Raw genomic sequence first — 24,651 nt, forward strand, 5'->3', positions numbered from 1 at the left:
ACCGGTCGCAGCAAGGAATTCGCCGCGGCGCTGACGAAGGCCGTTGCCGGCGGCCATGGCCAGGCTTCGTGCAAGCCATGCAGGATGCCGTCCTGGCCGCCGGCAGGGCACCGAGCACCGCGACGGCTCGGAGGCTGGTCTGGAACACACGCCGCCGGCCAGGCCCCCACCGGCGGTCGGTGGTGACCACGTGAGCGGGGCGGACATGCGGTGGACTCCTGAGACCGAGAAGGCGCAGTAACGGGCGTCGTTGTGGTCGGGGTGCCAGAAGATCTGCGGTCAGGAGGGTGCGGTGGTGAGAGGCTCACCGAGGTAGGTGCGTGTGATGCCGAGTGAGTCCTCGAAGACGCGATAGTCGGAGATCAGGCCGTCGACGATCGTGAGACGCAGGATCATCTCGCTTTCGAGTACCTGCCCCGAGGGATGGAACCGAGAGGCGTACCGGCCCGGTACCAGTACCCGCCCGTCGGCCTCCGCCATGGTCTGCAGCTCGAACGCGAGGGGCTCGACGGAGGCGAAGAACGCGGTGAGGGACTGCTGGATCTCCTTCGGCCCGGTGCGGTGTCCGGCCCAGGGTGTCAGTGCCGGATCCCCTGGAATCGTCCAGGTCGCATCGGGAGCGAAGTGGGAGAGGATCCGCTCCATGTCGCGCGTGCCGAAGGCCTCGAAGTACGCCTCGACGGTGGCGATCGCCTCACTGGTCATGACGGTCGGTCCATTCTGCTCGGCTGTGACGGGCGGACGCGGTTACCGCTGGTTCGCTGCCGGCGGTGGTGGACGCCGCCGGCAGCGCCCACACCGCCGGGGCTCCTGGTCACGGGCGCAGGAGCGTCTTGATGGCGCGGCGCTCGTCCATGGCCTTGTAGCCTTCGGCGACTTCGTCCAGGGGCAAGGTGAGGTCGAAGACCTTGCCCGGGTTGATACGGCCGCTGAGGACGCGGTCGATGAGGTCGGGAAGGTAGGCGCGCACGGGGGCGGGGCCGCCGCGCAGCCCGACGTGGGAGAAGAACAGCTCCTGGCCGTCGAGCTGCACGTCGTGAGGCATGCCGACGAAGCCGACGTTGCCGCCGGGACGGGTGGACTGCAGGGCCTGGTGCATCGACTGCTGCGTGCCGACACACTCCAGCACCGAGTCGGCGCCGACGCCGTTCGTCAGCTCCTTCACGCGGGCGACGCCTTCCTCGCCGCGCTCGGTGACGATGTCGGTGGCGCCGAACTCCAGGGCCAGCTTCTGCCGGGATTCGTGCCTGCTCATGGCGATGATGCGCTCGGCGCCCAGTTCCTTCGCGGCGACGACGGCGGACAGGCCCACCGCGCCGTCACCGACGACCACGGCCGTCGAACCGGGCTTGACCTCGGCCGCCTTGGCGGCGTACCAGCCGGTGCCCATGACGTCGGACAGCGTCAGCAGGCTCGGGATCAGTTCTTCGGCCGGCTGCTCCGGGGTGGCGACGAGGGTGCCGTCGGCGAGGGGAACACGGACGTACTCGGCCTGACAGCCGATGACCCACTCCCGGTGCCGGCAGTTGGTGTGGTAGCCGGCCTGGCAGACCGGGCAGGTGTTGTCGGAGGCGGCGAAGGAGCCGATGACGAACTGGCCGGGCCTGACGGTCGAAACGTCGCTGCCGACCTCCTCGACGACGCCGACGTACTCGTGGCCGATCGGCTGCGGCTCGGTCACGGGGTTGATGCCCCGGTAGCTCCACAGGTCGGAGCCGCACACGCAGGTGGCGACGGTGCGGATGACCGCGTCCGTGGGCGCTGAGATCTTCGGCTCGGGGGCGTTCTCCACCCGGATGTCACCGGGCGCGTGAATGACGGTTGCTCGCATGATGTTCTCTCAGGTCTGTCGGGGTGTCAGGGACGGGTACGGGTGCTGTCGCGCGGGCCGTTGTACTCGTCGTCCGAGACGTGTTCGAGCCATGTGGTGTCGTCCGTCTCCCACAGGGCGAGATGGGTCATGAACTGGTCGGGCGCGGCGCCGTGCCAGTGCTCCTCACCCGGGGGTGTGTGGATGACGTCGCCCGGGTGGCCCTCGATGATGTCGCCGCCACGGGACTGCACCAGGGCGATGCCCTCGACGATGTAGAGGGTCTGGCCCAGGCCGTGGGAGTGCCAGGCGGTGCGGGCCCCTGGAGTGAACCGGACCATGTTGGCCCGCATCCGGGAGGGGGCCTCGCCACGGTAGATCACGTCGGCGTAGGCGTCGCCGGTGAACCACTCGGCAGGAAGCTTCATGGTCGGGGGCTGCTTCAGCAGTTCCATGGTGCGCCTCAGCCGGACTGGTCGGAGTTGTCCACGATCTCCTTGAGCAGGTTCATCGCCGTCATGGCGTTGGGCCATCCGGCGTAGAACGCGAGGTGGGTGATGGCCTCGACCAGCTCGTCCTTGGTCACGCCGTTCTCCAGCGCCTTGCCGAGGTGGAAGCCGAGCTGGTCGTTGCGGTACAGGGCGGCGAGTGCGGTGACGGTGACCAGGCTGCGGTCGCGCGGGGACAGACCCGGCCGCTCCCAGATGTCGCCGAACAGGACCGTGTCGGTCACCTCCGCCAGCTTGGGGGCGAATTCCTGGATCGCCGGCGGCGCGAACTTCTTCCGTTCGGTCATGGGGGGGGCTCCTTGCGTGTGGGGGGATTCAGGCCGCCCGGCCTTCGACCTGCGGCTGATTCAGGTGCTCACCGAAGAACGAGGTGAGCTTGGCGGAAGCAGGGGAGACGTATGCGTCCCTGTCGTACAGGTAGAAGTGGGACGCGCCGTCGATCACGAACAACTTCTCCGGCTCCCCGGCCCGTTCGACGGCGATCCCGCTGAAGTGGGCCGTGGCGGCCATGCTGCCGCGATCATCAGCAGCGGGCGCGGAGCGAGGCTCTCGTTGCCGGCGAAGCAGTCGTACTGGGCGATCTGGTCGACGCTGCGCAACACCCATGCAGCGTCAGGCCATTGCTGAGGAAGGTCACATCCGTCCGCACTGTCTCTTCTCGCCTCCTCCGCCTGACGCACGGAAATACTGAATATCGATGACATCCGGAAAACAATGCCCATTCGGGGGTTGTTGGCCCGCCTGTTCGGTCAATGCTTTCCGTTGGCCGCTTCTGTCACCGGCCATGGCATCGACCCTGCCACCATCGCGCGAACCCGCAAAGGGGAGAGTTCCACCCTGGGATTGACTTATCCAGGGGAGAAATCCTTACCCCCCTTGCGAAGGCCGGACGGTGCGAGACTGGCCGTCATGACCAGCGACGCGCATCTGAACACGCTGGGAGAATTCCTCAAGGCGCGGAGGGCCGAGTTGAGACCGCGCACCGTCGGCCTGCCCGACACCGGTGGTCCTCGGCGTGTGGTCGGCCTGCGCCGGGAGGAGGTCGCTCTGCTCGCCGGTATCAGCGTTGATTACTACACGCGGCTGGAGCAGGGCCGCATCCAGCCGTCCGCGTCGGTGCTGGCCACTCTCGCCCATGTCCTGCATCTGGGTAACGAGCAGCGTGACCACCTGTTCGAACTGGCCGGCCGGCAGAGGGAACGACACCGCCGCCAGGCCACACAGAAGGTGCAGCCACAGTTGCGCCGCCTGCTCGACGGCCTCAGCGCGACCCCTGGCGTCGTGATCGGCCGTCGTATGGACATCCTGGCGTGGAATCCGCTCGCCGCCGCCCTGTTGACCGATTTCGCGAAGGTGCCCGCAAAGAAGCGGAACTACGTCCGTATCCTCTTCACCGACCCGGCTATGCGGACGTTGTACGCGGACTGGAGTGCCGTCGCCCGCGAGTGCGTGTCCCATCTACGCGTGCTGGCCGCCAATCACCCGGACGACCCGCGGCTGACCAGTCTGGTCGGGGATCTCTCGGTGCAGGACAAGGACTTCGGGCAGTGGTGGGGACGAGGCCATCACATGGCCTCCCACAACACGGGCACGCAGAAATTCCGCCATCCCGTCGCCGGCGAACTCGCCCTCGACTGGGACACCCTCACCTGCAGCACGGATCCCGGTCAGCAACTCGTCGTCTGGACGGCGGAGCCCGGCACGCCGTCGTACGACGGACTGCGTGTTCTCGCCGGGTGGGCCGCCGGGCGGCCCGGTGGATTCACGGCCGATCGGGTCAGCTGACCTGTCAGTCTGATCGCCAGGCATTCATGGTCACTCACTCGGGGAAAGCAGGATGACTGCCCAGACCCGGGGAGAAAACCTTCCCCCTCACTTTTCGATCGAGTGCTGTGACACTAGCTGCCATGTACAGCGACGCACATTCGTCCGAGCTGGGAGAATTTCTCAAGGAGTGCCGGGCACAACTCAGCCCGCGTACCGTGGGCCTGCCCGAGTCCGGGGAACCCCGGAGGGTGCCGGGGCTGCGCCGGGCGGAGGTCGCCCAGCTCGCGGGGATCAGCACCGGCCGCTACGCGCGGTTGGAGCAGGGACGTACCCGCGTGTCGACATCGGAGCTCGCCACGCTCGTCCGCGTCTTGCACCTTGACGATGACCAGCGTGACCACCTGTTCGAGCTGGCCGCGAGGGGTGAGTGCGATCCGCGCCGCCTGCCGACGCAGAAAGTCCAGCCGGGACTCAGGCGCCTCCTGGACGAGCTGACCGCGGCCCCCGCGCTGGTCGTGGGGCGGCACATGGACATCCTGGCATGGAACGCACTGGCAGCCGCACTGCTCACCGACTTCGGCCGGATCCCGCAGAAGAAGCGCAACTACGCCCGGTTGCTCTTCACCGACCCCTGCTTCCGGGAGCTCTACCTCGACTGGAGGACGATCGCCCGGAGCTGTGTCGCCCAACTGCGCCTGGAAGCCGCCAAGTGGCCAGGCGACCCCCGGTTGGCCGCACTCGTAGGTGAGTTGTCGGTTACAGACGCCGACTTCCGGCAGTGGTGGGCAGGTCGCCAGATGACTGGGCTGGAGGTGGGCACCAAGAGGCTGCGTCCCCCGGTTGTCGGCGATCTCACTCTCGACTGGTCCAGCCTGACCTGCACAGCCGACCCCGCACAGCAGCTGGTGATCGGGACGGCTGAGCCCGGGACCCCATCCCATGACGGACTGCGTTTCCTCGCGTCATGGACTGCCGACCGTACCTTGCGACAGCGGCGTGATGGGAGGGTGGCAAGAGTGGGCCGTCCGCACCGAACTGCCATGGAGCGCCCGGCGAAGTCTTGTCCGATCCCGCACCGGCCGGGTGACCACTTCCGGGCCACCTGTTCTTCAGCCATTCCATCATCCAGCCTGGACTGCGCCGGTCAGCACAGTGGCACCCCGCCCTCCGACGGGACCATTGCCATGCAGCGTCGAGTCTCTGAGCGGGGTCCGGGGTCAGAGCGGCCTCACTCCAAGAACGAGGCCGAGCCGACGCTCTCTTCGCAGTCTGGCATGCCGGACAGCGGTGGTCCGTGACGTGGCAGGTCGGTAGCCGGGAACGTCGACACATGTGCCGTTCAGACGGCGGACGGCCGCGGGCGGCCAGTTCGCGCGTCCGTCACCCGCGGGTCCCAGCCGGCGAACTCGGCATGGAACTCCTCGATCGTGGCCGTCGTACTCCAGGACTCGTCGGTGTAGTCCCCGGCCGGGGCGAAGGCGACGACCGGCGTGGACGGCATCTCCATCGGCCCGACCTGGCCGCCGGCCTCGGTCATGCCGGAGACCCGAACACACCGACCGTCACCGGGGCAGTCGAGCACGCGATCGGCCGCGTCCGCGCGACGGGCAAACCCGCCGGCGTGCTGACGACCGACCCCGCATTCGCGCGGCGGTGCATCGAGCTCGGGACCAATTTCACCGCCGTCGGCGTCGATGTGGGCCTGCTGGCACGTGGCGCCGACGCGCTCGCCCGGACCTTGACACAACAGGCCGCGGTGACGGCTGCGCGTGTCGCCGCGAGCCAGTCCCCGGAGGTCCGATGACGCCGGAGGCGTAGCGCCGCATTCATCAGCCGCCGGTCGTACCGGCTGTGCCTCCCTCGCCGCCGTGCTCAGAACGTGAGGATCAGTCGGCCACGGATCCCGCCCGCGGCGAGAAGCCGATGCGCTTCGGCGGCCTGTTCCGCCGGCAACGTCTTCGCCACCCGCAGCGTGATGCGGCCCTCCTCCACCTGCTGCCGGAGCCGGTCGAGCTTGGCGCGCTCCCTGGCGTAGCGGAACACGACGATCGGCTCGAAGACGACGCCCCGCTCGCCGGGGCTGTCGAAGCCGCGCAGCGTCACCACTCGGCGGCCGTCGCGGACGGCCCGAGCGGTGAGACCGCTGAGTGACGCGCCGTCGACGAGTCCGTCCACTCCGTCAGGGATCTCGGCGCGTACCCGGTCCGGGTATTCGGCACCGCGGCGGAGCACGACATCGGCACCGAGTTCCTTGACCAGTGCCTCGTCCTGCTCCGAGGCGTCGGCCACCACCCGCAGCCCGTCAGCCTTGGCCAGTTGGACGGCGTAACCGCCGACCGCGCCGGCCGCTCCCGTGATCGCGACGGTCTGCCCGGGCTCCAGGTCGAGCGTGTCCAGTGCCAGGCGTGCGGTCAGGCCGTTCATCGGGAGGGACGCGGCCTGCACGTCGGTCGCACCGTGCGGAGCGCGGACGACCGAATCCGCAGGCACCACGACCTGCTCGGCGTAGGCGCCGCGCGAGCCGCCCGGAAGCACGATCGCCATCACACGGTCGCCGACCTTCAGATCTGTGTCCGTACCCGGGCCTATCCGGTCCACGACCCCAGCGGCTTCCATGCCGGGAACGAACGGCGGCTGGGCGTCCGACGACCCGGAGGGCCCGCTGCGCTGCAGGGCATCGACCGTGTTGACGGTCGCGGCGTGCACCCGGATCCGCACTTCGCCCGGACCGGTATCGGGGGCGGGCAGCTCCAGGACCTGAAGCACCTCCGGCCCGCCGAATTCCGTGAAACCCACAGCCTTCATTCGAATTACCTCATTGCTCGGCATACGGTCGTTGAGGCGTCCGACCTTCCCGCCTCGCGCACGCCGGGTAAAGGGGAAGGTTCTTGGCTGGGATGTGGGTAGAGGGGGGAAGAATCGTCCCCCCTCTACGGCTGGCGGGAGCCGTGCCCGCGATCGTCACAGCGCCCGCCGTTCACAGCACCGAGGCGACGGCCGAGCCCAGTCGCTGACGCCGGCCGCTTCCGCGTAGGGCAGTCCCGCCAGCTGCCCTTGCTTTCGGATCTCTGGCCTGCGCCTGCTCGCAGAGGTCAGCGGCCTGCTTCTCAGCCGGGTCAGCAGCGCCAGTCGGGGTGACCGGGCATGGCGGGGACCTTCTCGGGCTGCGCGAGCGCGTGGAGGCAGTGGAAGGCGCCCTCACCAGCGGCCGGGAACCGGACGGCGGCTGGTGCGTGACCGCCACCTTCCCGGTCCTGGAGGCTGTGGCAGGATCACGCGTATGAGGGGCCCGAACGGCCCGAACGGGGCGAGCGCTACGGCCGACGGATCGAGCGGTGCGGCCCGGACACGGGTGCTGATCGCGGACGATCAGGAGATGGTCCGCACCGGCTTCCGCCTGATCCTTGCACCCAGCCCGACCTGGAGGCCATTGGCGAGGCCGCCGACGGCGCCGCGTGCGTCGAACTCGCTCGCACAGAAGCCGAAAGCCGTGATCTGTGCCGGAGGTCTGAAGGCGCGGCAGGGCGACAGCGTCGCGTGCACGGTGACGGCCAAGGACGAAAACAAGCAGGACATCCTGGTGTCCGTGACCAAGGTCGACGGAAGTAAGGTCTCGTACGACTTCGTGCCGCTGGCGGACTGACCGGACAGTGGCCGAGCGCCTCCGTCCGGGCCTCGATGGCCTCGATGACCGACACCATGTCGAGCCGGCAGGAAGGGGCTCAACCGATGGTGTCGGACGCCCTCTGCTTCTGGTCCGCGGCCCAGGAGGCCAGCAGGCGCAGCCCGTCGTGGGATGGGGAACCGGGTTCGGCGTTCCACACGATGATGTGCTGCTCCGGGTCCGTGCCACATGTGAGCGTGTTCCAGTCGAGCGTCAGCTCGCCCACCGCCGGGTGACGAAGCTTCTTCGTGCCCTTGTCCCGCATCGCGACATCGTGTTCGGTCCACCACTGACGGAACTGCGCGTCGCGCGCGGAGAGTTCTTCGACCAGGGCGGCGAGGCGCGGTTCGCCCGGGTAGCGCGCGCTCTCCATGCGCAAATGAGCGATGGCCAGCCGGGTGACCTCTTCCCAGTCCGCGTAGAGCTCGCGCATCCAGGGTTCGGTGAACAGCAGCCGGATGAACACGCGCTCCTGCTCCGGGTAACGCCCGAAGTCGGTCCACAACGCGGCGGCGAGCTGGTTCCAGCCCAGGATGTCGGTCCGCCGGCCGATGACGAAGGCCGGAGTGGCGGTGAGATCGTCGAGCATGCGCTGGAGCTGCGGATCCACCTGCTGTCGGTCGCCGGACGCCGGTGGGCGCGCCGTCTGCTTGGCCGCGAGCTCGGAGAGGTAGATCCGCTGGGCCTCGTTCAGTCGGAGGACCTGGGCGATCTCGTCCAGGAGGGGAGCCGATGCCTGGAGACGGCCCTGCTCGATCCGCGTGTAGTACTCGGTGCTGATCGCGGCGAGAAGGGCCACTTCCTCACGGCGTAGACCGCTCACACGCCGCCGTTGCCCGCCGCGGAGTCCGACGTCGGTGGGACTCAGCTCGGCACGGCGGGCTTTCAGGAACTCACCCAGCTCGTTCAGATGGGGGTCGCGGTTCATGATCTCCAGCCTCGCACAGAAACCCGGCGTTGTGAGAGTGACGGGGGCATCATTGCCTACGTTTGGCTTGGCTGACGCTTCAGAATCCCACGCTTCCGATCCGTGCGGCCAGGCAACAGAATTCGGCGGCCCGTACGCACTCGAAGTGCGTGCGGGCCGCCGAGTGTGCGCACGGCTGTGGCGTCAGCTCAGTGCCTTGATCAGCTCCTGGGCCAGCGGAACCGCCGACCCCGGGTTCTGGCCGGTGAGGAGGGTGCGGTCGACCTCGACGTACGGGGTGAACGGATCGGCCTCGCGGTAGTCCGCCCCGAGGTCGTTCACGAGGCGGTCCTGCAGGAGCCACTTCGCGCGGTCCGCGAGACCGTTCTGCTTCTCCTCGGCGTTGGACAGGCCGGTCAGGCGGTAGCCGGTGAACGGGGAAGTCCCGTCGGGACCTATGGTGGCCAGCAGCGCCGCCGGGCCGTGGCAGACCAGGGACAGCGGCTTGCCGGAGGCGAGCCACTCGCTGAGCAGCTTGCCGGACTCGGCGTTGTCGGGCAGGTCCTCCATCGGACCCCAGCCGCCGGGGTAGAACACGGCCGCGTAGTCGTCGATGTCCACGTCCTCGATGCGCATCGGGTCCGCCAGCTCGGTGGCCTCGCGCAGTGCGGTCCGCATGCGCTCGGCGCCTTCCTCACCGCCATTGAACTCCGGGCTGAGGCTGAGCGCGTCCGCCGTGGGCGGCACACCGCCGGGTGTCGCCGCCGCGATCTCGTACCCGGCCTCCTTGAAGACCTGGTACGGACCGAGGGCCTCCTCGGCCCAGAAGCCCGCCGGCTGCCGGGTTCCGTCGGCCAGCGTCCAGTGATCGGCCGCTGTGATCACGAAAAGGATCTTCGCCATGGTCACTGCTCTCCCGGTGATGGTGTCAGCCCTTGAGGGCTTCCTGAAGGATGTGACTGTCGGCGGCCTGCCGCATGCTGACGGCCTTGCCGTCGCGGAGGGTCCACAGGTGGATGAACCGGACGTCGGCCGTGTTCCGGGTCTTTGTCTCGGCGTGGTAGTGCCCGTAGACGAAGACGTGGTCGTCGTCGTCCGCGTAGAACTCCTCGGGCACAGCGCCGAAGGACTCGTACTTCGGCATCATCTCGCCGAAGAAGTCCCTCGCCGCGCTGTCCCAGCCGTGGTACACGCCGCTGTTCGGGAAGCCCGGGGTGATGTCCCAGACGAGGTCCGGGGCCATGACCTCGCTGGTGACTTCCGGGGCCATTCCGGATTCGTACAGCCGGCGGATGAGAGCGAGGTTCGGCGAGTCGGGCATGGTTCGCTCCTTGAGGGGGGTGGGGGATGGAATACGGGAAGGAAGCCTTGTGATCAGGCGGCGAGGGCGGTCCGGCCGGCGCGGAAGATCGCGGCCTGGCGTGCGACGCGCCCACCCAGGTGCTCCGCGGTGGCGATGTCCGACGTGTGGACCGCTTCCGGACCGGCGTCGGTCGGGCTCTGGGCGCCGGCACCCATGAAGAAGCCGAGCCGGTTGATGTCGTCCTCGCTGCTCGTGGTGGACGCCCAGCCCGGCTGCAGACCGAGGCTGATCCAGTGCATGCCGTGCTGGGCGGCCATGGTGGCGAAGTAGCCCAGGGTGGACGACTTGTCGCCGTTCTTGGCACCGGAGTTGGTGAAGCCCGCGGCGAGCTTGTCCGCCCAGGTCTGGGGGTACCAGCGCTTGGTGCTGGCCTGGGCGAACGCGTGGAAGGCCGCGGAGGCGGTGCCCATGTAGGTGGGGGCACCGAAGATGATCGCGTCAGCGGCGTCCAACTGCGCCCACTGCTCGTCGGTGATGGTGTCGACGGAGATCGAGACCACCTCGGCGCCGGCTTCCGCTGCGCCACGCGCCACGGCTTCGGCGATGACGGCCGTGTGGCCGTAGCCCGAATGAAAAGCGATGGCGATCGTGGGGCGGCCGGAATGGGACATGGTGATGCGGCTCCTCGAATGTCTTACTCGGTGCGTGAGCAAGCTTTGCATCGGAAGAGCGCGCTGTGAGGGGGAGGAAAATTTCCCCTGCCTACCGTTCTCCGGGTAAGCGATTCTCCCCGTGGGTTTGGCGCAAAGGGCTGGCCGCAGGAATTAAGTGCGCGAGGCACTCGTCTTTGCCCGAGCTCGCCGACATCGCCATTCGGTAGCTGTGGGCTCACCTACCCTTCATGTGCGTTCCACAGCTCGCTGAGTTCCGCCCAGTGCGGAGCCGGGCCCGGCAGATCGGTGGGCTGGTCGGCGGCCGAGGTGCGCAGCCCGGCGAGGACCAGGTCGAGGTATCGCAGGTGGAGCGCGGCGGCACGTTCACCGGCGACGGGGATCCGTGCGGTGAGGTGTTCGAGCAGCAACGGGATGTCCGCGGAGGTGAAGTCGGCACGCAGCACACCTGCCCGGTGTGCGCCTCCCACCAGGTCGTCGAGTGCGGCGCGCAGCCGACCGGCTGCGGCCACGACGTCGTCCGTGGCCGGCAGGCGGCCGCCGACCAGGGGGAGGAGCGGACCGCCCTGCCCTTGGGCCGAGAGCGCGTCCCGCAGGAAGCGGGTGAAGGCGGCCCAGGGGTCGGGTTCCTCGGTGAGTGCCGTGCGTGCCTGGGTGACGAGCTGTTCCATCCCTGCGATGCGCATCCGCTGGGCCAGCAGTTCCTTGCTGGGGTAGCGGCGGTAGAGGCTGCCCATGCCGATTCCGGCTCGACGGGCGATCTCCGAGACGGGGGCGTCCCAGCCTTGCTCGGCGAAGACCTCGCGCGCGGCCTGCATGAGGCGGGCGTCGTTGCGGTCCGCCTCCCGCTGGCGGCCGCGTGGCGTACCCGTGTGCGTGTCACCCATGGCGAAGCATTCTCCCTTACGTGGGTGTCACGCCTGCGTGCGTGTCACGCCTACATGCGTGCCACGCCGAACCCACCGTCGACGGTGAGGATCGAGCCGGTGACGAAGCCGGCCTCCTCGCCGACCAGCATCGCGATCGCCCGGGCCACATCCTCCGGTTCCGCGACCCGCCCCAGCGGGGTGTGCTCCGCCAGGCGCCGCTGGAACTCCTGCGGCATACCGGCGCTGCCCTCGGTGCGGACGAAGCCCGGTGCCACGACGTTGACGTTGATGCCGAGCGGGCCGGCCTCGTGGGCGACGAAGCGGGCGAAAGTGTTCAGGGCGGCCTTGGCGGTGCCATGGGCGGTCATGCCCGGGGCGGACGGGCCTTCGGCCACGGCGCTGGAGACGTACACGATCCGGCCCTGCCCTTGGGCGCCCATGATCGCCAGTGCCTGCTGCGTGAGGGTGTAGACGGAAGCCATTTCGCCCGTCAGCTTCGCGTGGAAGTCGTCCCAGGCGAGGGTCTGGACCGGTGTGGGGGTGAAGTGGGGGGCGGCGTTGCAGACCAGGACGTCGAGACGCCCCTCCACCGCGGTGCGCCGCAGCAGTTCCACAGCCTGCGCCGGGTCGCGCACGTCTCCCTGCAGAGCGAAGGCCTCGCCGCCGTCGGCCTCGATGTCCTTGACCACTCGGTCGGCCGACTGACGGTCCGAGAAGTAGTTGACGGTCACGCGGTATCCCCGAGCCGCGAGCTCCCGCGAGGTCGCCGCGCCTATTCCCCGGCCGCCGCCGGTCACCAGGGCCGTCGGCTTGGGTGTCGCCTTCATGTGTTCTCCGTGCTCGCGGAACGATGTGTAGTACATCCAACTTATCGGAGCGGAGCGCTCCGTTCAAAATCTTGACGCCGACCGCCTGGGACGGGGGCATGCGGTAGCGGGCGCGTACCGCGGTCCCGAGGTCCTGTCGGTGATCGATGTCACCGTCGTCCCGGAGCCCGGCCCGGGCCGGGGGCGCAGCGCGGTTCGTGCCGTCGGCGTCAACCCCTTCGATCAGGGGACGAGGTGATCGCCTATCGTGCTCCCGGCGCGCAGCGGCCGAACTCGAGCGGCGACATCATCACGCAGTTCGGTTTCGATGCCGAAGCGGTCACCAGCTGGATCGAACAGGTGCGCTCGCGCGGCATTCAGTGGCAGATCCGCGGCGAAGTGCCGGAGTCGGCAGGATCAGGCGGTTGCTGTCCTTCACGGGACGGTTCGGTGTCGCGACCAGTGCCGGGATCGGCCTCCGGCCGGCAGCGCAACCGCTCGGGGAGCTGACGGGCCGTAGGCCGTGGAGGACGGTGTCGACAGCCGCCTGGGAGGTCGGGGTCATGGTGCGTGAACGAGCGGATGAGCAGGGGGCCGACGAACATGTCGATGGCCGGTTCCAGACCGACGTCGGTACGGAGTTCCCCGTTCATTTGGCCTCGTCGGAGGATCTCCAGTCCGACGTCGCGCCGGGGGTGATCACGTCGGAGTGGTAGGCGGCCCCTATCTTCGGGCTGCTTCTCCTCTGGGCATGGGTGCTGTGCATGATCGCTGACGAGCGTGGGGCGCGTCTCGGGAGGGCGCTGCGTGCGCTCGACCTCACGGCGGCGCAGCACAACGCGCTGCAGCACGCCGCCTGGACGCCGGGCATCTCCGCAGCGGAGATCGCGCGTCGCACCGGCTTCACTCCCCAGTCCATGGGCACCGCGGTCAACGCACTGGTGGACCGCGGCCTTCTGGCTCGCTACGAGCACCCTTCGAACCGCAGAACCGTTCAGCTGGTCGTCACCGACAGCGGCGCGACGCTCGCCGACCAGGCGCGGGAGGTGGTGGAACGACTCGACAGGGAAGCGCTCGCGGTCCTTGCGCCCGCTGAGCGGACCGTCGTTCATTCCCTGCTGCTCCGCGTGCTTGCAGAGCTCAATCCTGATGCCTTGCCGTCGTTGGATCGGCATGGTGAGGGCTCCGAAGAGGCGTGACGCCGCCGTGGCGGCAGCGGCTGACCGGCACCGGCGCGTTGAAGGTGATCCGCACGGCAGTGCGCGTGGCCGGGAAGGTCGCGACCGGTCATCGAAGGTATCAAGGTGCTTGATGCACTCACGCTTGCTTGGTGGGAATCAGGGGGTTAATGCTTAGCTTGTGTACCGAACCCCGGCCTTGATCACGGGCGACTCCTCGGTCAGCGGTGCCGCCTGTGCCCCGCCTCCGGCCGCCGACTGCGACTTCGTCCCGGTAGCCCTGTGGCCGGACCGGCGGAACGACCTGGCTGTCGATCTTGGCGCGGTCGGTGCAGCCGTGGCGAACCGTGTGACCGCCGGTGACGTCCGGCGGCCGGCATGCTGCGCCGGAGCCGGCAGCTTCGCGCTGCTCTACCAGTCCCGCCGGGCGCGCGGGGAGGCGCTGTGCCTCCCGGCGCCAGGACCAGTGCGCCGCGTCCGGCGCAACCCTGGGGCCGCATCCGTCCTGCCGTCCGACGGCAACCACTCTTCTCCCGCCGTCACGAGGGAACAGCGGCCCGCCTCAGCAATGGGCATGGCGCACCTTCGCGGAGCGGCACGGCCATGGATACACCCCTGACAACCACCCGCACCCCCATCGAGGGAGAGTGGACATGTCCACCGAACGTCCCATCCAAGCCGAGACTCCTCCCGTCGAGCCCCCCTCCGCGCCCACCCGGCGTACCTTCATCGCCACGACCACCGCTGCAGGAGGAGCCGTCGTGGTGGGCGGCCTGGGCGCGGGGCCGCCCGCGCTCGCCACCGAGGAGGCGGCCGCCGAGGCGTCGCCCGGCAGCCATGTCTCCTTGACGGTCAACGGCGTCCGCCGCACCGTCACGGTCGACAACCGCACCTCGCTGCTGGACCTGTTGCGCGAGCATCTCGACCTGACCGGTTCGAAGAAGGGCTGCAACGCCGGTGCCTGCGGCGCCTGTACGGTCCTGGTCGACGGGCGCCGGGTCAACTCCTGCCTGACACTGGCGGTGCGGCTGGAGGGCGCCGAGGTCACGACGATCGAGGGCCTGGCAAAGGGCGACCGCCTCCACCCGCTGCAACAGGCGTTCATCGACCAGGACGCCTTCCAGTGCGGTTTCTGCACGTCGGGGCAGATCGTCTCGGGCGTCGCGTGCATCCAGGAGGGTCACACCGGCTCCGCGGAGGAGATCCGGGAGTGGATGAGCGGCAACCTGTGCCGCTGCGGCTGCTACGTCAAGATCGAGCGCGCGGTCGAGCAGGCCGCCGGCCGGAAGGCCTGATCCTCATGTATCCCTTCACCTACACCAAGGCCACGAACACGCGTGAGGCACTCAACGCCGGCCGGAGCGGCGGGCGTTACATCGCCGGCGGCACCACGCTCGTCGACCTGATGCGGGAGACCGTCGAACGCCCCGGCTCGCTGGTCGACATCAGTGCCCTGCCGCTGCGGGAGGTCACCGTCACCAAGAACGGGGGCCTGCGCATCGGCGCCCTGGTCAGCATGACCGAGGCCGCAGCCCACACCGCGGTGCGCGCCGCCTACCCGGTCATCTCCCAGGCATTGGAACTGAGCGCTTCGGCCCAACTGCGGAACATGGCGACCATAGGCGGCAACATCATGCAGCGCACCCGCTGCACGTACTTCCGTGACGTGACCGCCGACTGCAACAAGCGTGAGCCCGGCTCCGGGTGCGCCGCACGGAACGGCTACAACCGCAGCCACGCCATCCTCGGCACCTCCGACCAGTGTGTGGCCACGCACCCCTCCGATCTCGCGGTGGTCCTCGCCGCCCTGGAGGCCACCATCCACCTGCTGGGCCCGGACGGCGCACGCACCGTCTCCTTCGCCGACTTCCTGCTCAAGCCGGGCAGCACTCCGAACCGCGAACACGCCATCCGCCCCGGCGAGTTGATTACCGCCGTGGAGATCCCGGCCCACCCGCGCCCTCTGAAATCCGGCTACCTGAAAGTGCGCGACCGGCAGTCCTACGAGTTCGCGCTCACCTCGGCCGCGGTGGCGCTGCACATCCGTGGCGGCTTCATCCGCGAGGCGAAGGTCGCCGCAGGCGGCGTGGGCACCGTTCCATGGAAGCTGCCCGCTGTCGAGCGCCACCTCATCGGCCGACGCCCGTCCGACCGGCTGTGGGCCGAGGCGGCCGAGCACGCGGCCGACGGGGCCCACCCCCTCACGCACAACGGCTTCAAGGCCGAGCTGCTCAAGCGCACCGTCGAACGCCAGCTGAGCGCTGTAGGAGGCACGAAATGAGCCAGCCACAAGCAGCCGTCGGCGCGGCGGTGCCCCGGGTCGACGCACGGCTGAGGGTGACCGGGGGAGCGAAGTACGCCGCCGACAACAGCCCGGACGGGGTCGTGCACGCCGTCATCATCGACAGCAGCGTCGGCCGGGGCCGTGTCACCGGCGTCGACAGCCGCGCCGCCGAAGCCCAGACCGGCGTCCTGAAGGTGATCAGTCACCTCAACGCGCCCACACTGCCGCCCGTACAAGGGGGATTCCCGCCGGGCCAGCGGCTGCGTCCCTTCCAGGACGACCGCATCCGGTTCTTCGGACAACCCGTCGCGGTCGTGGTGGCGACCACGCTGGAGACCGCCCAGCACGCCGCGAGCCTGGTGCAGGTCTCCTACGACGCGGAGCCTGTCTCGACCGACATCAGCGACGCCGAACCCGCCGACGACCCCGAGACCTATGCACGCGGCGACGCCGACCGAGCCCTGGAATCCGCCCCTGTCCGACTGGACGTGACGTACCGGATGGCCCGCAACCACCACAACCCGATCGAACCGGCCGCCACCGTCGCCCGCTGGGACGGTGACCGGCTCACCGTCTGGGACAAGACCCAGTACGTGCAGGGCGCCGTGTTCACCCTGTCCGGTGAGTTCGGCATCCCGCCGAGCAGCGTCCGCGTCATCTCGCCGTTCGTCGGCGGCGCCTTCGGCAGCGCCGCGCGCACCTGGGTGCACGTCGTCATCGCGGCCCTGGCCGCCCGGGAAGTGAAACGCCCCGTGAAACTCGTGCTCACCCGCAGGCAGTTGTACTTCGGCGTGGGATTCCGGCCCGCATACGAGTACGAACTGCGCCTCGGCGGCAACCGGCAAGGCCGCCTGACCGCGTCGGCGCACGAGGTTCGCACCGAGAGCTCCCGCTACGAAAGGCACAACGAACACGTTCTCGGTCCCGGCCAGATGCTCTACAGCACGCCCAACGTCCGCCAGGCGTATCACCACGTCCCGCTGGACGTGAGCACGCCGTGGTTCATGCGCGGTCCGGGCTACGCCAGCGGCGCCTACTGCGTCGAGACGGCGATGGACGAACTCGCCCACGAACTGGGCCTGGACCCGATCGAGCTGCGGCTGCGCAACGAACCCGCCGACGACGAGTCCACCAATCTGCCGTTCTCCACCCGCCGCCTGCGCGACTGCTACCGCGCGGGCGCCCGCGAGTTCGGCTGGCACCGGCGCAACCCCAGGCCCCGCTCGACGCGTGACGGCGACTGGCTCATCGGTATGGGGATGGCCGCCGGCGTCTACGACACCCAGCGCAGCCAGGCCCAGGCCTCGGTCAGGCTCGACGCCGACGGCACCGCCCTCGTGCAGTCCGCGACCAGCGACATGGGCCCCGGCACGGCCACCTCCATGGCCCAGGTCGCCGCCGACGCCCTGGGGTTGACCATGCGTCAGGTGGCCTTCGGGCTCGGTGACTCTCTCATGCCCCCGGCGCCCGTCCACGCCGGTTCGCAGACCATGGCCAGTGTCGGATCAGCCGTCCAGGACGGCTGCGACAAGCTGCGCAGGCAGGCGATCGCGCTCGCGGTCGAGGACGAGGCCTCACCGCTGTACGGTGTCGACCCCGCCGATGTGGTGGTACGCGGCGGCCGACTGTACGTGCAGGATGCCCCCGGGCGTGGCGAGACGTATCGGCGGCTCCTGACCCGCAACAACCGGACCCACCTCGAAGCGCTCGGCACGTACGCCGGTGCGCCGGAAACGGAGAAGTTCTCCTTCTACGCCTACGCCGCGACCTTCGCCGAAGTCGCCGTCGATGCCCGCCTCGGCCTGGTACGGGTGCGACGCATGGTCGGCGTGTACGACGCCGCCCGGATCATCAACCCCAGACTCGCCGACAGCCAGGCCATCGGAGCCATGGTGGGCGGCATCGGCCAGGCGCTCCTCGAACACACGGTCACCGACCACCGCGACGGGAGAATCGTCAACGCCAACCTCGCCGACTACCTCGTGCCGAGCCACGCCGACATGCCTGACATGAAGGCGATCTTCATCGAGGGTGAGGACTACGAAGCCGACCCGATCGGCGTCAAGGGGCTCGGCGAGATCGTCATCGTCGGAGTGGCGCCCGCCATCGCCAACGCGGTGTTCAACGCCACCGGCCGGCGGGTCCGCGAGTTGCCGATCAAGCCCGAGACCCTGCTCTGAACCTCCGGGTGGCCGGGAGTGCCCCACCCGGCCACCTGGGCTGTCCGGCGGCTCTAGACGCCACACCGCCGGGCACCAGGGCCGCCGCCGTGTTTTCCCCTCCCAGGGCGCGGCGGCGGCCCGCCAAGTCACCCATCTCACGGGAAGCCCGCCATGCTGAACATCGCGGACACGTTGCGCCGGTGGTGCCGCGAGACCCGCACCTTCGCCCTCGCCACCGTCGTCCATGTCAGCGGCAGTACGCCCCTGCCTGTCGGCACCGCCCTCGCCGTCGACACGGACGGCACCGCGGTCGGCGGCCTCTCCGGCGGCTGTGTCGAAGCGGCGGTCTATGAGCTGTGCCAACAGGTCCTTGCACACGCCGGGCCGCCCGTCCGCGCCTCCTTCGGCTACTCCGACGACGATGCCTTCGCCGTCGGCCTGACCTGCGGCGGCGAGATCGAGGTCCTGGTCCAGCGCGTGGAACCCGCCGCCGAGCCCCACCTCGTCGCAGCCTTCGAAGCCGTGCTCGCGGGGCGCCCCACGGCCGTGGCCCACATCGTCGACGGCCCCGACGAGCTCGTCGGCCGTACGCTCCACGTCCCTGGCGAGGGGCCGCACGACGGCACGCTCGGCTCCGGGGGTGACGACCAACAGGTCGTGGCGCAGGCCCGCGCGCTGCTGCGGGCGGGCCGCACAGCCTGCATGGGGGTGGGTGGCGAGGCCGGCACGTGCCCTCGGAAGCTGACCGTCCTCGTCCACGCCCACGCACCCCGCCCCCGCATGCTGATCTTCGGCGCCGTCGACTTCGCCTCCGCCCTCAGCCAAGCCGGCCGTTTCCTCGGCTATGCCGTCACCATCTGCGACGCCCGCCCGGTCTTCACCACCGCCGCCCGCTTCCCGCACGCCGATGAAGTCGTCACCGACTGGCCCCACCGCTACCTCGCGGCCACCGAGACCGACGCCCGCACCGCCGTCTGCGTCCTCACCCACGATGCCAAGTTCGACATCCCCCTGCTGCGCCTGGCACTGACCCTCCCCGTCGGCTACGTCGGCGCCATGGGTTCGCGACGCACCCACGAACACCGCATCGGCCTGCTCCGGGAAGCCGGCGTCCCCCAGGTGCAACTGGCCCGTCTTCACTCGCCGATCGGCCTGGACCTCGGCGCCCGTACTCCCGAGGAGACAGCGATCTCCATCACCGCGGAGATCATCGCCGACGCCAACCGCGGCACGGGTCGGCCCCTGTCGCACGGCACCGGCCCCATCCACCAGCCTGCGCAGCCTCTGCCCGGCCTGGCGACGGCGCCGTGACGAGTGGTGTGCGGTCGCTCATGCGCCGGGGTGGGCGTGGCCGGTCTGGTAGGCGATCACGACGAGTTGGGCGCGGTCGCGAGCGCCGAGTTTGCTCATGATGCGGTTCACGTGGGTCTTGGCGGTCGCGGGCGAGATGTGGAGCTGTTCGGCGATGTCGTCGTTGGAGAAGCCGGCGGCCACGAGGACGAGCACCTGGCGCTCGCGGTCGGTCAGGCTCGTCAGCTCTGGGGTCGGAGCGCTCGTCCTGTCGGGTGTCGCAAGGTAGTGGGCGATGAGTGCCTTGGTCGCCCTGGGGGACAGCAGTGCCTCTCCGCGGGCGACCAGCCGGATGGCGTCGAGGAGGTAGGAGAGCTCCACGCCTTTCCCGAGGAACCCGCTGGCCCCGGCCCGCAGCGCCTGGAAGACGTGCTCGTCGGCTTCGAAGGTCGTCAGGATCAGCACCCGTACGCCCGCGAGGTCTTCGTCCGCCGAGATGGCACGGGTGGCGGCGAGGCCGTCCATGTCGGGCATCCGGATGTCCATCAGCACGACGTCGGCACGGGCGCTGCGGGCCAGTCGGACCGCCTCTTCGCCCGTTGCCGCCTCTCCTACGACCTCCAGGTCCGGCTCCGACTCGATGAGCATGCGGAAGCTGGTGCGGACGAGGGCCTGGTCGTCGGCGAGCAGAACGCGGATGGTCATCTCTGCCTCCCCTCGGCGGCGGTCGCGCGCGGGGCCGCGCCGGACCCATCTGATGTGCGGGTTTCGGTCGGTGGTCCGGCTGCGGGCAGAGGCAGACGCACGGCGAGGTGAAAGCGACCGTCGGCGTCTGCTCCGGCATGGAGGCTGCCGCCGACCGCGTGGGCGCGCTCGCGCATGCCCGTCAGCCCGTGTCCGGTGCCCGTCGTGGCCGACGCCGCGTACAGGCCGAAGTCAATGTTGGTGATCCGGATGCGCAGTTCGTCGGGCCCGTAGTCGACGAGCAGGTCCGCCTCGGGGGTCGCGCCGTGCTTGTGGGCGTTGGTCAGCCCCTCCTGGATGACGCGGTAGGCGGCCAGGTCGATGGCGGTCGGCAGGGGGCGCGGATGGCCGGCCTGGCGGTGGCGGACGCTCAGCCCGGCAGCGGTCAGCGATTCGAGGAGCCCTCCGAGGCGGGCCAGGCCGGGCACGGGTTCCGCCGGGTCCGTCTCGTCGCCGGTCTGCCGTAGTACGTGCAGCAGCGGGCCCAGTTCGTCCAGGACCGTGCGGCCGGCGTCACGGATGTGAGCGAGCGCCACCTCGGCCTGATCGGGCCGGCCTCGCAGGAAGTGACCGGCGACCCCTGCCTGAATGGTGATCAGGGCGATGTGGTGGGCGATCACGTCGTGGAGTTCCCGGGCGATGCGCAGCCGCTCTTCGGCGACCCGGCGGCGGGCCTCTTCCTCCTTGCTCGCCTCCGCCCGCAGCGCTCGCTCCTCCATCGCGGCGACGTAATCCTGCCAGGTGCGTACGGTGGCCCCGACGGCGGCGAACATCCCGGTCCAGGCGAACACGGCGCCGGCCTCCGGGCCGGTGGCCGAATCCGTCGCATAGGTGATGACGGCGTACAGGGCGAGGGCCGTGCCCGAGACTGCGATCAAGGCGATCCGCCGACGGACCGTTCGGGCCACGGTGTAGACCGCGATCAACGCGGCGATCTTCAGCACCCGCGACGGATACGACGCGAGGACGGTGAAGGCCACCTCCCCGAGCACCGTCAGCGCCAGGACGGGCAGCGGTGCCCGGCGGCGGGCCAGCAGTAGCAGAAACGCGGCCCCCGCCGCGACGGCGTCGGCACCTGTCGGTCGTTCGCCGTCGGGCCATTGTCCGAACAACAGGGACAGCAGCCCGGCACCGCTCACGAGGGCGGCGAGGGCGGCATCCAGCAGGCGCGGGTGCGCGCCGGTCACCCGGCGCAGCGACGCCGGTCCGATCACGGCTTCACCGTTCCTTCGTACGGATCCTTGGTTCGGGCGGATGCGGCCGCCCGTCCTCACGCCTGACGGCGTACGAGCAGGTTGACGGGGAGCCCGCGGCAACCGGGCTCACGCGTCACGTCGCTTGAGCATGACGGCCGCGCCGGCCAGGAGCACGACAATGTAACCGGCGAACACCGCGAGCCCGGCCCCGGGCGACAGCGAGCCACTGGCCGTCTGCACGGACATGACCGCGTTCGCCGCGTTCGACGGCAGGTATGGGCCGATGGCGTCGTTCCAGCTGCTCGGCAGGAGCTGGATCAGGCCGGGCACCACGAACAGCGCCCCCACCACCAGGGTGATCGTCCCGGCGGTGTTGCGCAGCAGGACGCCGACCGCCAGGCCGATCAGGCCGGCGCCGGCCAGGTAGACCGCCGCGCCGGCCAGCGCCCGCAACACCCCTGGATCGGACAGCGCGGTGCTGTCCAGACCGCGGGAGGACAGGACCGACTGACCGGCCAGGAAAGCACCCAGGACCGCGACCGACATGAGCACGAAGCTCACCGCGGCGAAGACGACCACCTTGCCCCACAGCACCGGCAGGCGTGAGGGGACCGCGGCCAGCGTGGCGCGGATGGACCCGGTGGCGTACTCGCCGGCACTCATCAGGACCCCGAGCACCGCGACGGCCAGCGAGGCGAGCATCACGCCGCCCAGGCTGATCGAGGTCGGGTCGCCGAAATCGTCCTCTCCGGGACCGTCTCCCGAGCCGACCACACTGCTGAACAGCAGTCCGAGGCCGACGACCAGGGCCACGGTGATCGCCAGGGTGTAGAGCGTCGAGCGTAGCGATCGCAGCTTGATCCATTCCATGTGGACGACGCGCGGAAAGGTCACCCGCAAACCGCCCGCAGGCCGACCGGTGGTCCCGGCCGTCTGCTGTGTGTCCTGTGTGCCGAGGGCCGCGGTGCTCATCAGTTCGTCCCTCCCGTGGTGGCGAATTCGGCGGTGGCGGCGTGGTATTCGACGGCGTCGCGGGTCAGCTCCATGAACGCCTCCTCCAGGGACGCCTCCTGGACGAACAACTCGTGCAGCACCAGCCCGGCGGCCGCGGCGCGTTCGCCGATCTCGGCGGCCTCCAGCCCCTGGACGTCCAGCACGCCGGGCCGGCTGCTGGTGACCGAGACGCTGTCACCCACCAGCAGGTCCCGCAGAGCCGCGGCTTGCGGTGACTGCACCCGCACGCTGCGGCTGGAGGACTGGGCGACGAAGTCGGCGAGCGGGCCCGCGGACAGCAGCCGGCCGCGCCCGATCACGATGAGGTCCTCGGCGATCAACGCCATTTCGGTCATCAGGTGAGAGGAGACGAAGACGGTCCGTCCCTGGTCCGCGAGGTCCTTCAACAGGTTGCGGATCCACAGCACGCCTTCGGGGTCGAGTCCGTTGACCGGCTCATCCAGCATGACGATCCGCGGGTCGCCGAGCAGCGCCGAGGCGATGCCCAGCCGCTGCCCCATGCCCAGCGAGAAGCCGCCCGCACGCTTGCGGGCCACCTCCGTCAGGCCGACCATGTCGATCACCTCCAGCACCCGCCGCTTGCCGATGCCATTGCTCGCGGCCAGCGCGAGCAGGTGCTGATACGCCGAGCGCCCGGGGTGGATCGACTTCGCCTCCAGCAGCGCCCCGATCTCCTGCAGGGGGGCCTTGTGCTGTTCGTAGGGGCGGCCGTTGACGCGGACGGTTCCGGACGACGGCCGGTCAAGACCCATGACCATCCGCATCGTCGTCGACTTGCCCGCCCCGTTCGGTCCGAGAAATCCCGTGACCACTCCAGGACGCACGGTGAAGCTCAACGCGTCGACCGCCAGCTTGTCCCCGTACCTCTTGCTGAGGTTGTTCACCTCGATCACAATCCACCTCCGGTTCGAGGCCTCAAGGTTCTTGCAAGGCGGTCGGTTCTCGCGTCGCCCCACGGCGGTCACTGTCCGTACCACGCACGCAGTACGCCGCTGCCGGCGGCAGCGACCTTGGAGTGACGCTCGCCGTCGCCCGCCGTGATCGAAAGGTTGACCATCGACTCGAGATGGCCGTCATGCCGCATCTCTGGGGCGGGTTCCTGTGGTAGGCGCGGGGTGAACATCGCTCTCTTCGGAGCAGACCGGCGAGCAACGCCGTCGGCCTCTCCGCTGCGACACTCGCACACGCGATGAACACGGTGGTCACCGCCGGAGACGGGGGCCCGTGCAGGGTGCGACGGTGGCGGTGACGGGGGTGCGGGGAGAGGAACTGGCCGCCGAAACGACCGACGCATCCGGTGCGTTCGCGTTCGGCGAGCTGCCGGAAGGCGATGTCACGGTGGTGGTGAACGCGGCGGGATTCCGGCCTGTCGCTCTCCCGGTGCGGGTGTTCGGCCCTCGACTCGCCCGTCGGCCGATGCGGTTCTCGTCCGTCATACCGAGCACCCGCACGTTAACGGTGTTGCGCAGCCGTCAATACCGCCGGGCGACGGTCTGGTCGGAGACTCCGAGGACCGCGGCGATACGGCTGAACGGGGCACGCCCGTCGAGCTGCAGCGCTTGCAGTATCTGGAAGTCGAGGGGGTCGAGGGTAGGCGGTCCCACCCACTCACGCCTCCCGGAGTACGTCGCCCACCTCATCGAGAAGTTCCCTCAGTTGCGCGGTCTTCTCGGGTCCCAGCTTCTTGGCGATCCGCTGTTCGATCTCCACGATCACGGCATCGGCAGGGCGCAGGGCGTCGCGGCCGGCGTCGGTGAGATGAAGCTCCTGCACATGGCGGTGGCGCGGGTGGGGCCGGCGTTCCAGTAGGCCCCGCTTCTCCAGGCGGGCCACCTGGGAGGCCACCGCCTGTGGGGTGACGCTCAGATGGCGGGCCAGCTCCGCGCCGGTCAGGCCGGGATGTCTATGGACGCTCATCAGCACGGCGTACTGCGCGGCTGCCAGGCCCAGCGGCCGCAGCCGCTGATCCTTGCGCGCTTGCACGGCCCACTCCGCTCGCCGCAGCGCCCAGGTCACCCGGTTCAGTGCGTCGGCGGCGATCGGCTGTTCGTCTTCGTGTGTCACGCGATGAGACTACGGCACCTGGGTAGATGTCAAGCGCTTGAGTATGTACAAGCGCATGAAGAACTCTTGGTTCCGCCGAGAGGCTGATGTCGTACATCGCGCGAGGTACCTATCCCGCCGGAAACAGCGCCCTCACGTTTGACGACGGGCTTGTTCGTCGTCATGAGCGTCTTTGCCCGGCCGAACTCGAACTGCGCAACCGAGTCCAAGCGGTCATCTACACCTACGAGATCGGCCTCGTCCAGCCCACCAACCGGTCACCGGGCGCTGCGTGACACGTGACCCGGGCACGCCTGACTGCCCGACGGGCAGTCAGGCGAGAGCGCCGGGGCAGGTGCCGGCGGTGTGGAGCTCTCGCGTGGCGGTGGCGTACGTACCAGTCGCAGGAAGGAGAGGGCCTCCGGTCCTTCCAG

General features: G+C 69.5%; 28 protein-coding genes and 3 pseudogenes. 12 read left to right on the forward strand and 19 right to left on the reverse strand.

Features of this window, described 5'->3' with window-relative positions; all coding sequences use genetic code 11:
- Positions 1-279 precede the first annotated feature (279 nt).
- From AB0G20_RS24565 to AB0G20_RS24585, 5 genes are all read right to left on the reverse strand, one after another.
- Positions 280-705, reverse strand: a complete 426-nt coding sequence (locus AB0G20_RS24565) for a nuclear transport factor 2 family protein (protein ID WP_361305988.1) — start codon at positions 703-705, stop codon at positions 280-282.
- 109 nt (positions 706-814) lie between these two features.
- The gene (locus AB0G20_RS24570; protein ID WP_361305990.1) at positions 815-1,831 is read right to left on the reverse strand and encodes a zinc-dependent alcohol dehydrogenase family protein; all 1,017 of its coding nucleotides are present in this window, start codon (positions 1,829-1,831) and stop codon (positions 815-817) included.
- A 26-nt stretch (positions 1,832-1,857) separates the two neighbouring features.
- A complete protein-coding gene (locus AB0G20_RS24575) occupies positions 1,858-2,265 on the reverse strand; it encodes a cupin domain-containing protein (RefSeq protein WP_361305992.1) in 408 nt (135 codons plus the stop codon).
- Positions 2,266-2,273: 8 nt separating this feature from the next.
- Positions 2,274-2,606 (reverse strand): carboxymuconolactone decarboxylase family protein, encoded by a 333-nt coding sequence (locus AB0G20_RS24580; protein WP_361305994.1) that lies wholly within the window; start codon positions 2,604-2,606, stop codon positions 2,274-2,276.
- Between the two features lie 28 nt (positions 2,607-2,634).
- Positions 2,635-2,829 carry a hypothetical protein gene (locus AB0G20_RS24585; RefSeq protein ID WP_361305996.1) on the reverse strand — a complete coding sequence of 65 codons (195 nt, stop codon included), beginning with the start codon at positions 2,827-2,829 and terminating at the stop codon, positions 2,635-2,637.
- 399 nt (positions 2,830-3,228) lie between these two features.
- On the opposite strand from AB0G20_RS24585, the gene AB0G20_RS24590 reads away from it, so the two are divergent.
- Positions 3,229-4,104: a helix-turn-helix domain-containing protein gene (locus tag AB0G20_RS24590; protein WP_361305998.1), complete on the forward strand. Its 876-nt coding sequence runs from the start codon at positions 3,229-3,231 to the stop codon at positions 4,102-4,104.
- Positions 4,105-4,226: 122 nt separating this feature from the next.
- Positions 4,227-5,066: pseudogene (locus AB0G20_RS24595) on the forward strand (helix-turn-helix transcriptional regulator); the annotation flags it as partial.
- Between the two features lie 359 nt (positions 5,067-5,425).
- Here the strand turns inward: AB0G20_RS24595 and AB0G20_RS24600 are convergent.
- Positions 5,426-5,623 carry a hypothetical protein gene (locus AB0G20_RS24600; RefSeq protein WP_361306548.1) on the reverse strand — a complete coding sequence of 66 codons (198 nt, stop codon included), beginning with the start codon at positions 5,621-5,623 and terminating at the stop codon, positions 5,426-5,428.
- Here AB0G20_RS24600 and AB0G20_RS24605 point away from each other — a divergent pair.
- Entirely contained in the window at positions 5,603-5,890 is a 288-nt protein-coding gene (locus tag AB0G20_RS24605; protein ID WP_361306522.1) for a hypothetical protein, read from the forward strand. The two genes, AB0G20_RS24600 and AB0G20_RS24605, sit on opposite strands and share 21 nt — an antisense overlap.
- A 68-nt stretch (positions 5,891-5,958) precedes the next feature.
- On the opposite strand, the gene AB0G20_RS24610 is transcribed toward AB0G20_RS24605, so the two are convergent.
- Positions 5,959-6,891, reverse strand: coding sequence for an NADP-dependent oxidoreductase (locus AB0G20_RS24610; RefSeq protein WP_361306000.1), 933 nt, complete (start codon positions 6,889-6,891; stop codon positions 5,959-5,961).
- 475 nt (positions 6,892-7,366) lie between these two features.
- Between AB0G20_RS24610 and AB0G20_RS24615 the strand changes: the two genes are divergently transcribed.
- Positions 7,367-7,729, forward strand: coding sequence for a DUF4333 domain-containing protein (locus AB0G20_RS24615; protein WP_361306002.1), 363 nt, complete (start codon positions 7,367-7,369; stop codon positions 7,727-7,729).
- 79 nt (positions 7,730-7,808) lie between these two features.
- On the opposite strand, the gene AB0G20_RS24620 is transcribed toward AB0G20_RS24615, so the two are convergent.
- From AB0G20_RS24620 to AB0G20_RS24645, 6 genes are all read right to left on the reverse strand, one after another.
- Positions 7,809-8,678, reverse strand: a complete 870-nt coding sequence (locus tag AB0G20_RS24620) for a helix-turn-helix domain-containing protein (protein ID WP_361306004.1) — start codon at positions 8,676-8,678, stop codon at positions 7,809-7,811.
- Between the two features lie 183 nt (positions 8,679-8,861).
- Positions 8,862-9,560, reverse strand: a complete 699-nt coding sequence (locus tag AB0G20_RS24625) for a type 1 glutamine amidotransferase domain-containing protein (protein ID WP_361306006.1) — start codon at positions 9,558-9,560, stop codon at positions 8,862-8,864.
- A 25-nt stretch (positions 9,561-9,585) separates the two neighbouring features.
- Positions 9,586-9,978 carry a nuclear transport factor 2 family protein gene (locus AB0G20_RS24630; RefSeq protein WP_361306008.1) on the reverse strand — a complete coding sequence of 131 codons (393 nt, stop codon included), beginning with the start codon at positions 9,976-9,978 and terminating at the stop codon, positions 9,586-9,588.
- A gap of 53 nt (positions 9,979-10,031) precedes the next feature.
- Entirely contained in the window at positions 10,032-10,631 is a 600-nt protein-coding gene (locus AB0G20_RS24635; RefSeq protein ID WP_361306010.1) for a flavodoxin family protein, read from the reverse strand.
- Between the two features lie 221 nt (positions 10,632-10,852).
- The gene (locus AB0G20_RS24640) at positions 10,853-11,518 is read right to left on the reverse strand and encodes a helix-turn-helix domain-containing protein (RefSeq protein WP_361306012.1); all 666 of its coding nucleotides are present in this window, start codon (positions 11,516-11,518) and stop codon (positions 10,853-10,855) included.
- A gap of 50 nt (positions 11,519-11,568) precedes the next feature.
- On the reverse strand, positions 11,569-12,327 hold the full coding sequence (locus AB0G20_RS24645; protein ID WP_361306014.1) for an SDR family oxidoreductase: 759 nt from the start codon (positions 12,325-12,327) through the stop codon (positions 11,569-11,571).
- Positions 12,328-12,561: 234 nt separating this feature from the next.
- Here AB0G20_RS24645 and AB0G20_RS24650 point away from each other — a divergent pair, with 234 nt between their 5' ends.
- The 6 genes from AB0G20_RS24650 to AB0G20_RS24675 all read left to right on the forward strand — a co-directional run bounded on the left by AB0G20_RS24650 (position 12,562) and on the right by AB0G20_RS24675 (position 19,241).
- Positions 12,562-12,816 (forward strand): hypothetical protein, encoded by a 255-nt coding sequence (locus AB0G20_RS24650; protein ID WP_361306016.1) that lies wholly within the window; start codon positions 12,562-12,564, stop codon positions 12,814-12,816.
- Between the two features lie 254 nt (positions 12,817-13,070).
- Positions 13,071-13,505: a MarR family transcriptional regulator gene (locus AB0G20_RS24655; RefSeq protein WP_361306018.1), complete on the forward strand. Its 435-nt coding sequence runs from the start codon at positions 13,071-13,073 to the stop codon at positions 13,503-13,505.
- Positions 13,506-14,137: 632 nt separating this feature from the next.
- The gene (locus AB0G20_RS24660) at positions 14,138-14,779 is read left to right on the forward strand and encodes a (2Fe-2S)-binding protein (protein ID WP_361306020.1); all 642 of its coding nucleotides are present in this window, start codon (positions 14,138-14,140) and stop codon (positions 14,777-14,779) included.
- 5 nt (positions 14,780-14,784) lie between these two features.
- Positions 14,785-15,765 (forward strand): xanthine dehydrogenase family protein subunit M, encoded by a 981-nt coding sequence (locus AB0G20_RS24665; RefSeq protein ID WP_361306022.1) that lies wholly within the window; start codon positions 14,785-14,787, stop codon positions 15,763-15,765.
- Positions 15,762-17,948, forward strand: a complete 2,187-nt coding sequence (locus tag AB0G20_RS24670) for a xanthine dehydrogenase family protein molybdopterin-binding subunit (protein ID WP_361306024.1) — start codon at positions 15,762-15,764, stop codon at positions 17,946-17,948. Before AB0G20_RS24665 ends, AB0G20_RS24670 begins: the two co-directional genes overlap by 4 nt.
- A gap of 153 nt (positions 17,949-18,101) precedes the next feature.
- Positions 18,102-19,241 (forward strand): XdhC/CoxI family protein, encoded by a 1,140-nt coding sequence (locus tag AB0G20_RS24675; protein WP_361306026.1) that lies wholly within the window; start codon positions 18,102-18,104, stop codon positions 19,239-19,241.
- A gap of 18 nt (positions 19,242-19,259) precedes the next feature.
- Here AB0G20_RS24675 and AB0G20_RS24680 read toward each other — a convergent pair whose 3' ends face one another.
- The 4 genes from AB0G20_RS24680 to AB0G20_RS24695 form a co-directional block, all read right to left on the reverse strand.
- Positions 19,260-19,925, reverse strand: a complete 666-nt coding sequence (locus AB0G20_RS24680) for a response regulator transcription factor (protein WP_361306028.1) — start codon at positions 19,923-19,925, stop codon at positions 19,260-19,262.
- Positions 19,922-21,178, reverse strand: coding sequence for a histidine kinase (locus tag AB0G20_RS24685; protein ID WP_361306030.1), 1,257 nt, complete (start codon positions 21,176-21,178; stop codon positions 19,922-19,924). Before AB0G20_RS24685 ends, AB0G20_RS24680 begins: the two co-directional genes overlap by 4 nt.
- Before the next feature lie 108 nt (positions 21,179-21,286).
- On the reverse strand, positions 21,287-22,132 hold the full coding sequence (locus tag AB0G20_RS24690) for an ABC transporter permease (RefSeq protein WP_361306032.1): 846 nt from the start codon (positions 22,130-22,132) through the stop codon (positions 21,287-21,289).
- On the reverse strand, positions 22,132-23,067 hold the full coding sequence (locus tag AB0G20_RS24695) for an ATP-binding cassette domain-containing protein (protein WP_361306034.1): 936 nt from the start codon (positions 23,065-23,067) through the stop codon (positions 22,132-22,134). The genes AB0G20_RS24690 and AB0G20_RS24695 overlap by 1 nt, the downstream gene beginning before the upstream one ends.
- Before the next feature lie 328 nt (positions 23,068-23,395).
- On the opposite strand from AB0G20_RS24695, the pseudogene AB0G20_RS24700 reads away from it, so the two are divergent.
- Positions 23,396-23,569: pseudogene (locus tag AB0G20_RS24700) on the forward strand (carboxypeptidase-like regulatory domain-containing protein); the annotation flags it as partial.
- Between the two features lie 14 nt (positions 23,570-23,583).
- On the opposite strand, the pseudogene AB0G20_RS24705 reads toward AB0G20_RS24700, so the two are convergent.
- Positions 23,584-23,814 (reverse strand): annotated as a pseudogene (locus AB0G20_RS24705) (AsnC family protein); the annotation flags it as partial.
- A complete protein-coding gene (locus tag AB0G20_RS24710; protein WP_361306036.1) occupies positions 23,783-24,238 on the reverse strand; it encodes a MarR family transcriptional regulator in 456 nt (151 codons plus the stop codon). The pseudogene AB0G20_RS24705 and the gene AB0G20_RS24710, both read right to left, overlap by 32 nt.
- 86 nt (positions 24,239-24,324) lie before the next feature.
- Between AB0G20_RS24710 and AB0G20_RS24715 the strand changes: the two genes are divergently transcribed.
- Positions 24,325-24,513: a hypothetical protein gene (locus tag AB0G20_RS24715; RefSeq protein ID WP_361306038.1), complete on the forward strand. Its 189-nt coding sequence runs from the start codon at positions 24,325-24,327 to the stop codon at positions 24,511-24,513.
- Positions 24,514-24,651: the final 138 nt, after the last annotated feature.

It is taken from the genome of Streptomyces sp. NPDC024017 (genome assembly GCF_040638895.1).
Taxonomy (GTDB): Bacteria; Actinomycetota; Actinomycetes; order Streptomycetales; family Streptomycetaceae; genus Streptomyces.

Excerpts from the sequence above, each read along its gene's own strand:
- AB0G20_RS24665 (WP_361306022.1), top strand. The coding sequence starts at position 14,785 with ATGTATCCCTTCACCTACACCAAGGCCACGAACACGCGTGAGGCACTC.
- AB0G20_RS24615 (WP_361306002.1), top strand. The coding sequence starts at position 7,367 with ATGAGGGGCCCGAACGGCCCGAACGGGGCGAGCGCTACGGCCGACGGA.
- AB0G20_RS24715 (WP_361306038.1), top strand. The coding sequence starts at position 24,325 with ATGTCGTACATCGCGCGAGGTACCTATCCCGCCGGAAACAGCGCCCTC.
- AB0G20_RS24630 (WP_361306008.1), bottom strand. The coding sequence starts at position 9,978 with ATGCCCGACTCGCCGAACCTCGCTCTCATCCGCCGGCTGTACGAATCC.
- AB0G20_RS24680 (WP_361306028.1), bottom strand. The coding sequence starts at position 19,925 with ATGACCATCCGCGTTCTGCTCGCCGACGACCAGGCCCTCGTCCGCACC.
- AB0G20_RS24690 (WP_361306032.1), bottom strand. The coding sequence starts at position 22,132 with ATGAGCACCGCGGCCCTCGGCACACAGGACACACAGCAGACGGCCGGG.
- AB0G20_RS24585 (WP_361305996.1), bottom strand. The coding sequence starts at position 2,829 with ATGGCCGCCACGGCCCACTTCAGCGGGATCGCCGTCGAACGGGCCGGG.
- AB0G20_RS24570 (WP_361305990.1), bottom strand. The coding sequence starts at position 1,831 with ATGCGAGCAACCGTCATTCACGCGCCCGGTGACATCCGGGTGGAGAAC.
- AB0G20_RS24670 (WP_361306024.1), top strand. The coding sequence starts at position 15,762 with ATGAGCCAGCCACAAGCAGCCGTCGGCGCGGCGGTGCCCCGGGTCGAC.
- AB0G20_RS24600 (WP_361306548.1), bottom strand. The coding sequence starts at position 5,623 with ATGACCGAGGCCGGCGGCCAGGTCGGGCCGATGGAGATGCCGTCCACG.
- AB0G20_RS24580 (WP_361305994.1), bottom strand. The coding sequence starts at position 2,606 with ATGACCGAACGGAAGAAGTTCGCGCCGCCGGCGATCCAGGAATTCGCC.
- AB0G20_RS24640 (WP_361306012.1), bottom strand. The coding sequence starts at position 11,518 with ATGGGTGACACGCACACGGGTACGCCACGCGGCCGCCAGCGGGAGGCG.
- AB0G20_RS24675 (WP_361306026.1), top strand. The coding sequence starts at position 18,102 with ATGCTGAACATCGCGGACACGTTGCGCCGGTGGTGCCGCGAGACCCGC.
- AB0G20_RS24620 (WP_361306004.1), bottom strand. The coding sequence starts at position 8,678 with ATGAACCGCGACCCCCATCTGAACGAGCTGGGTGAGTTCCTGAAAGCC.
- AB0G20_RS24590 (WP_361305998.1), top strand. The coding sequence starts at position 3,229 with ATGACCAGCGACGCGCATCTGAACACGCTGGGAGAATTCCTCAAGGCG.
- AB0G20_RS24645 (WP_361306014.1), bottom strand. The coding sequence starts at position 12,327 with ATGAAGGCGACACCCAAGCCGACGGCCCTGGTGACCGGCGGCGGCCGG.
- AB0G20_RS24625 (WP_361306006.1), bottom strand. The coding sequence starts at position 9,560 with ATGGCGAAGATCCTTTTCGTGATCACAGCGGCCGATCACTGGACGCTG.
- AB0G20_RS24565 (WP_361305988.1), bottom strand. The coding sequence starts at position 705 with ATGACCAGTGAGGCGATCGCCACCGTCGAGGCGTACTTCGAGGCCTTC.
- AB0G20_RS24660 (WP_361306020.1), top strand. The coding sequence starts at position 14,138 with ATGTCCACCGAACGTCCCATCCAAGCCGAGACTCCTCCCGTCGAGCCC.
- AB0G20_RS24575 (WP_361305992.1), bottom strand. The coding sequence starts at position 2,265 with ATGGAACTGCTGAAGCAGCCCCCGACCATGAAGCTTCCTGCCGAGTGG.
- AB0G20_RS24610 (WP_361306000.1), bottom strand. The coding sequence starts at position 6,891 with ATGAAGGCTGTGGGTTTCACGGAATTCGGCGGGCCGGAGGTGCTTCAG.
- AB0G20_RS24655 (WP_361306018.1), top strand. The coding sequence starts at position 13,071 with ATGATCGCTGACGAGCGTGGGGCGCGTCTCGGGAGGGCGCTGCGTGCG.
- AB0G20_RS24635 (WP_361306010.1), bottom strand. The coding sequence starts at position 10,631 with ATGTCCCATTCCGGCCGCCCCACGATCGCCATCGCTTTTCATTCGGGC.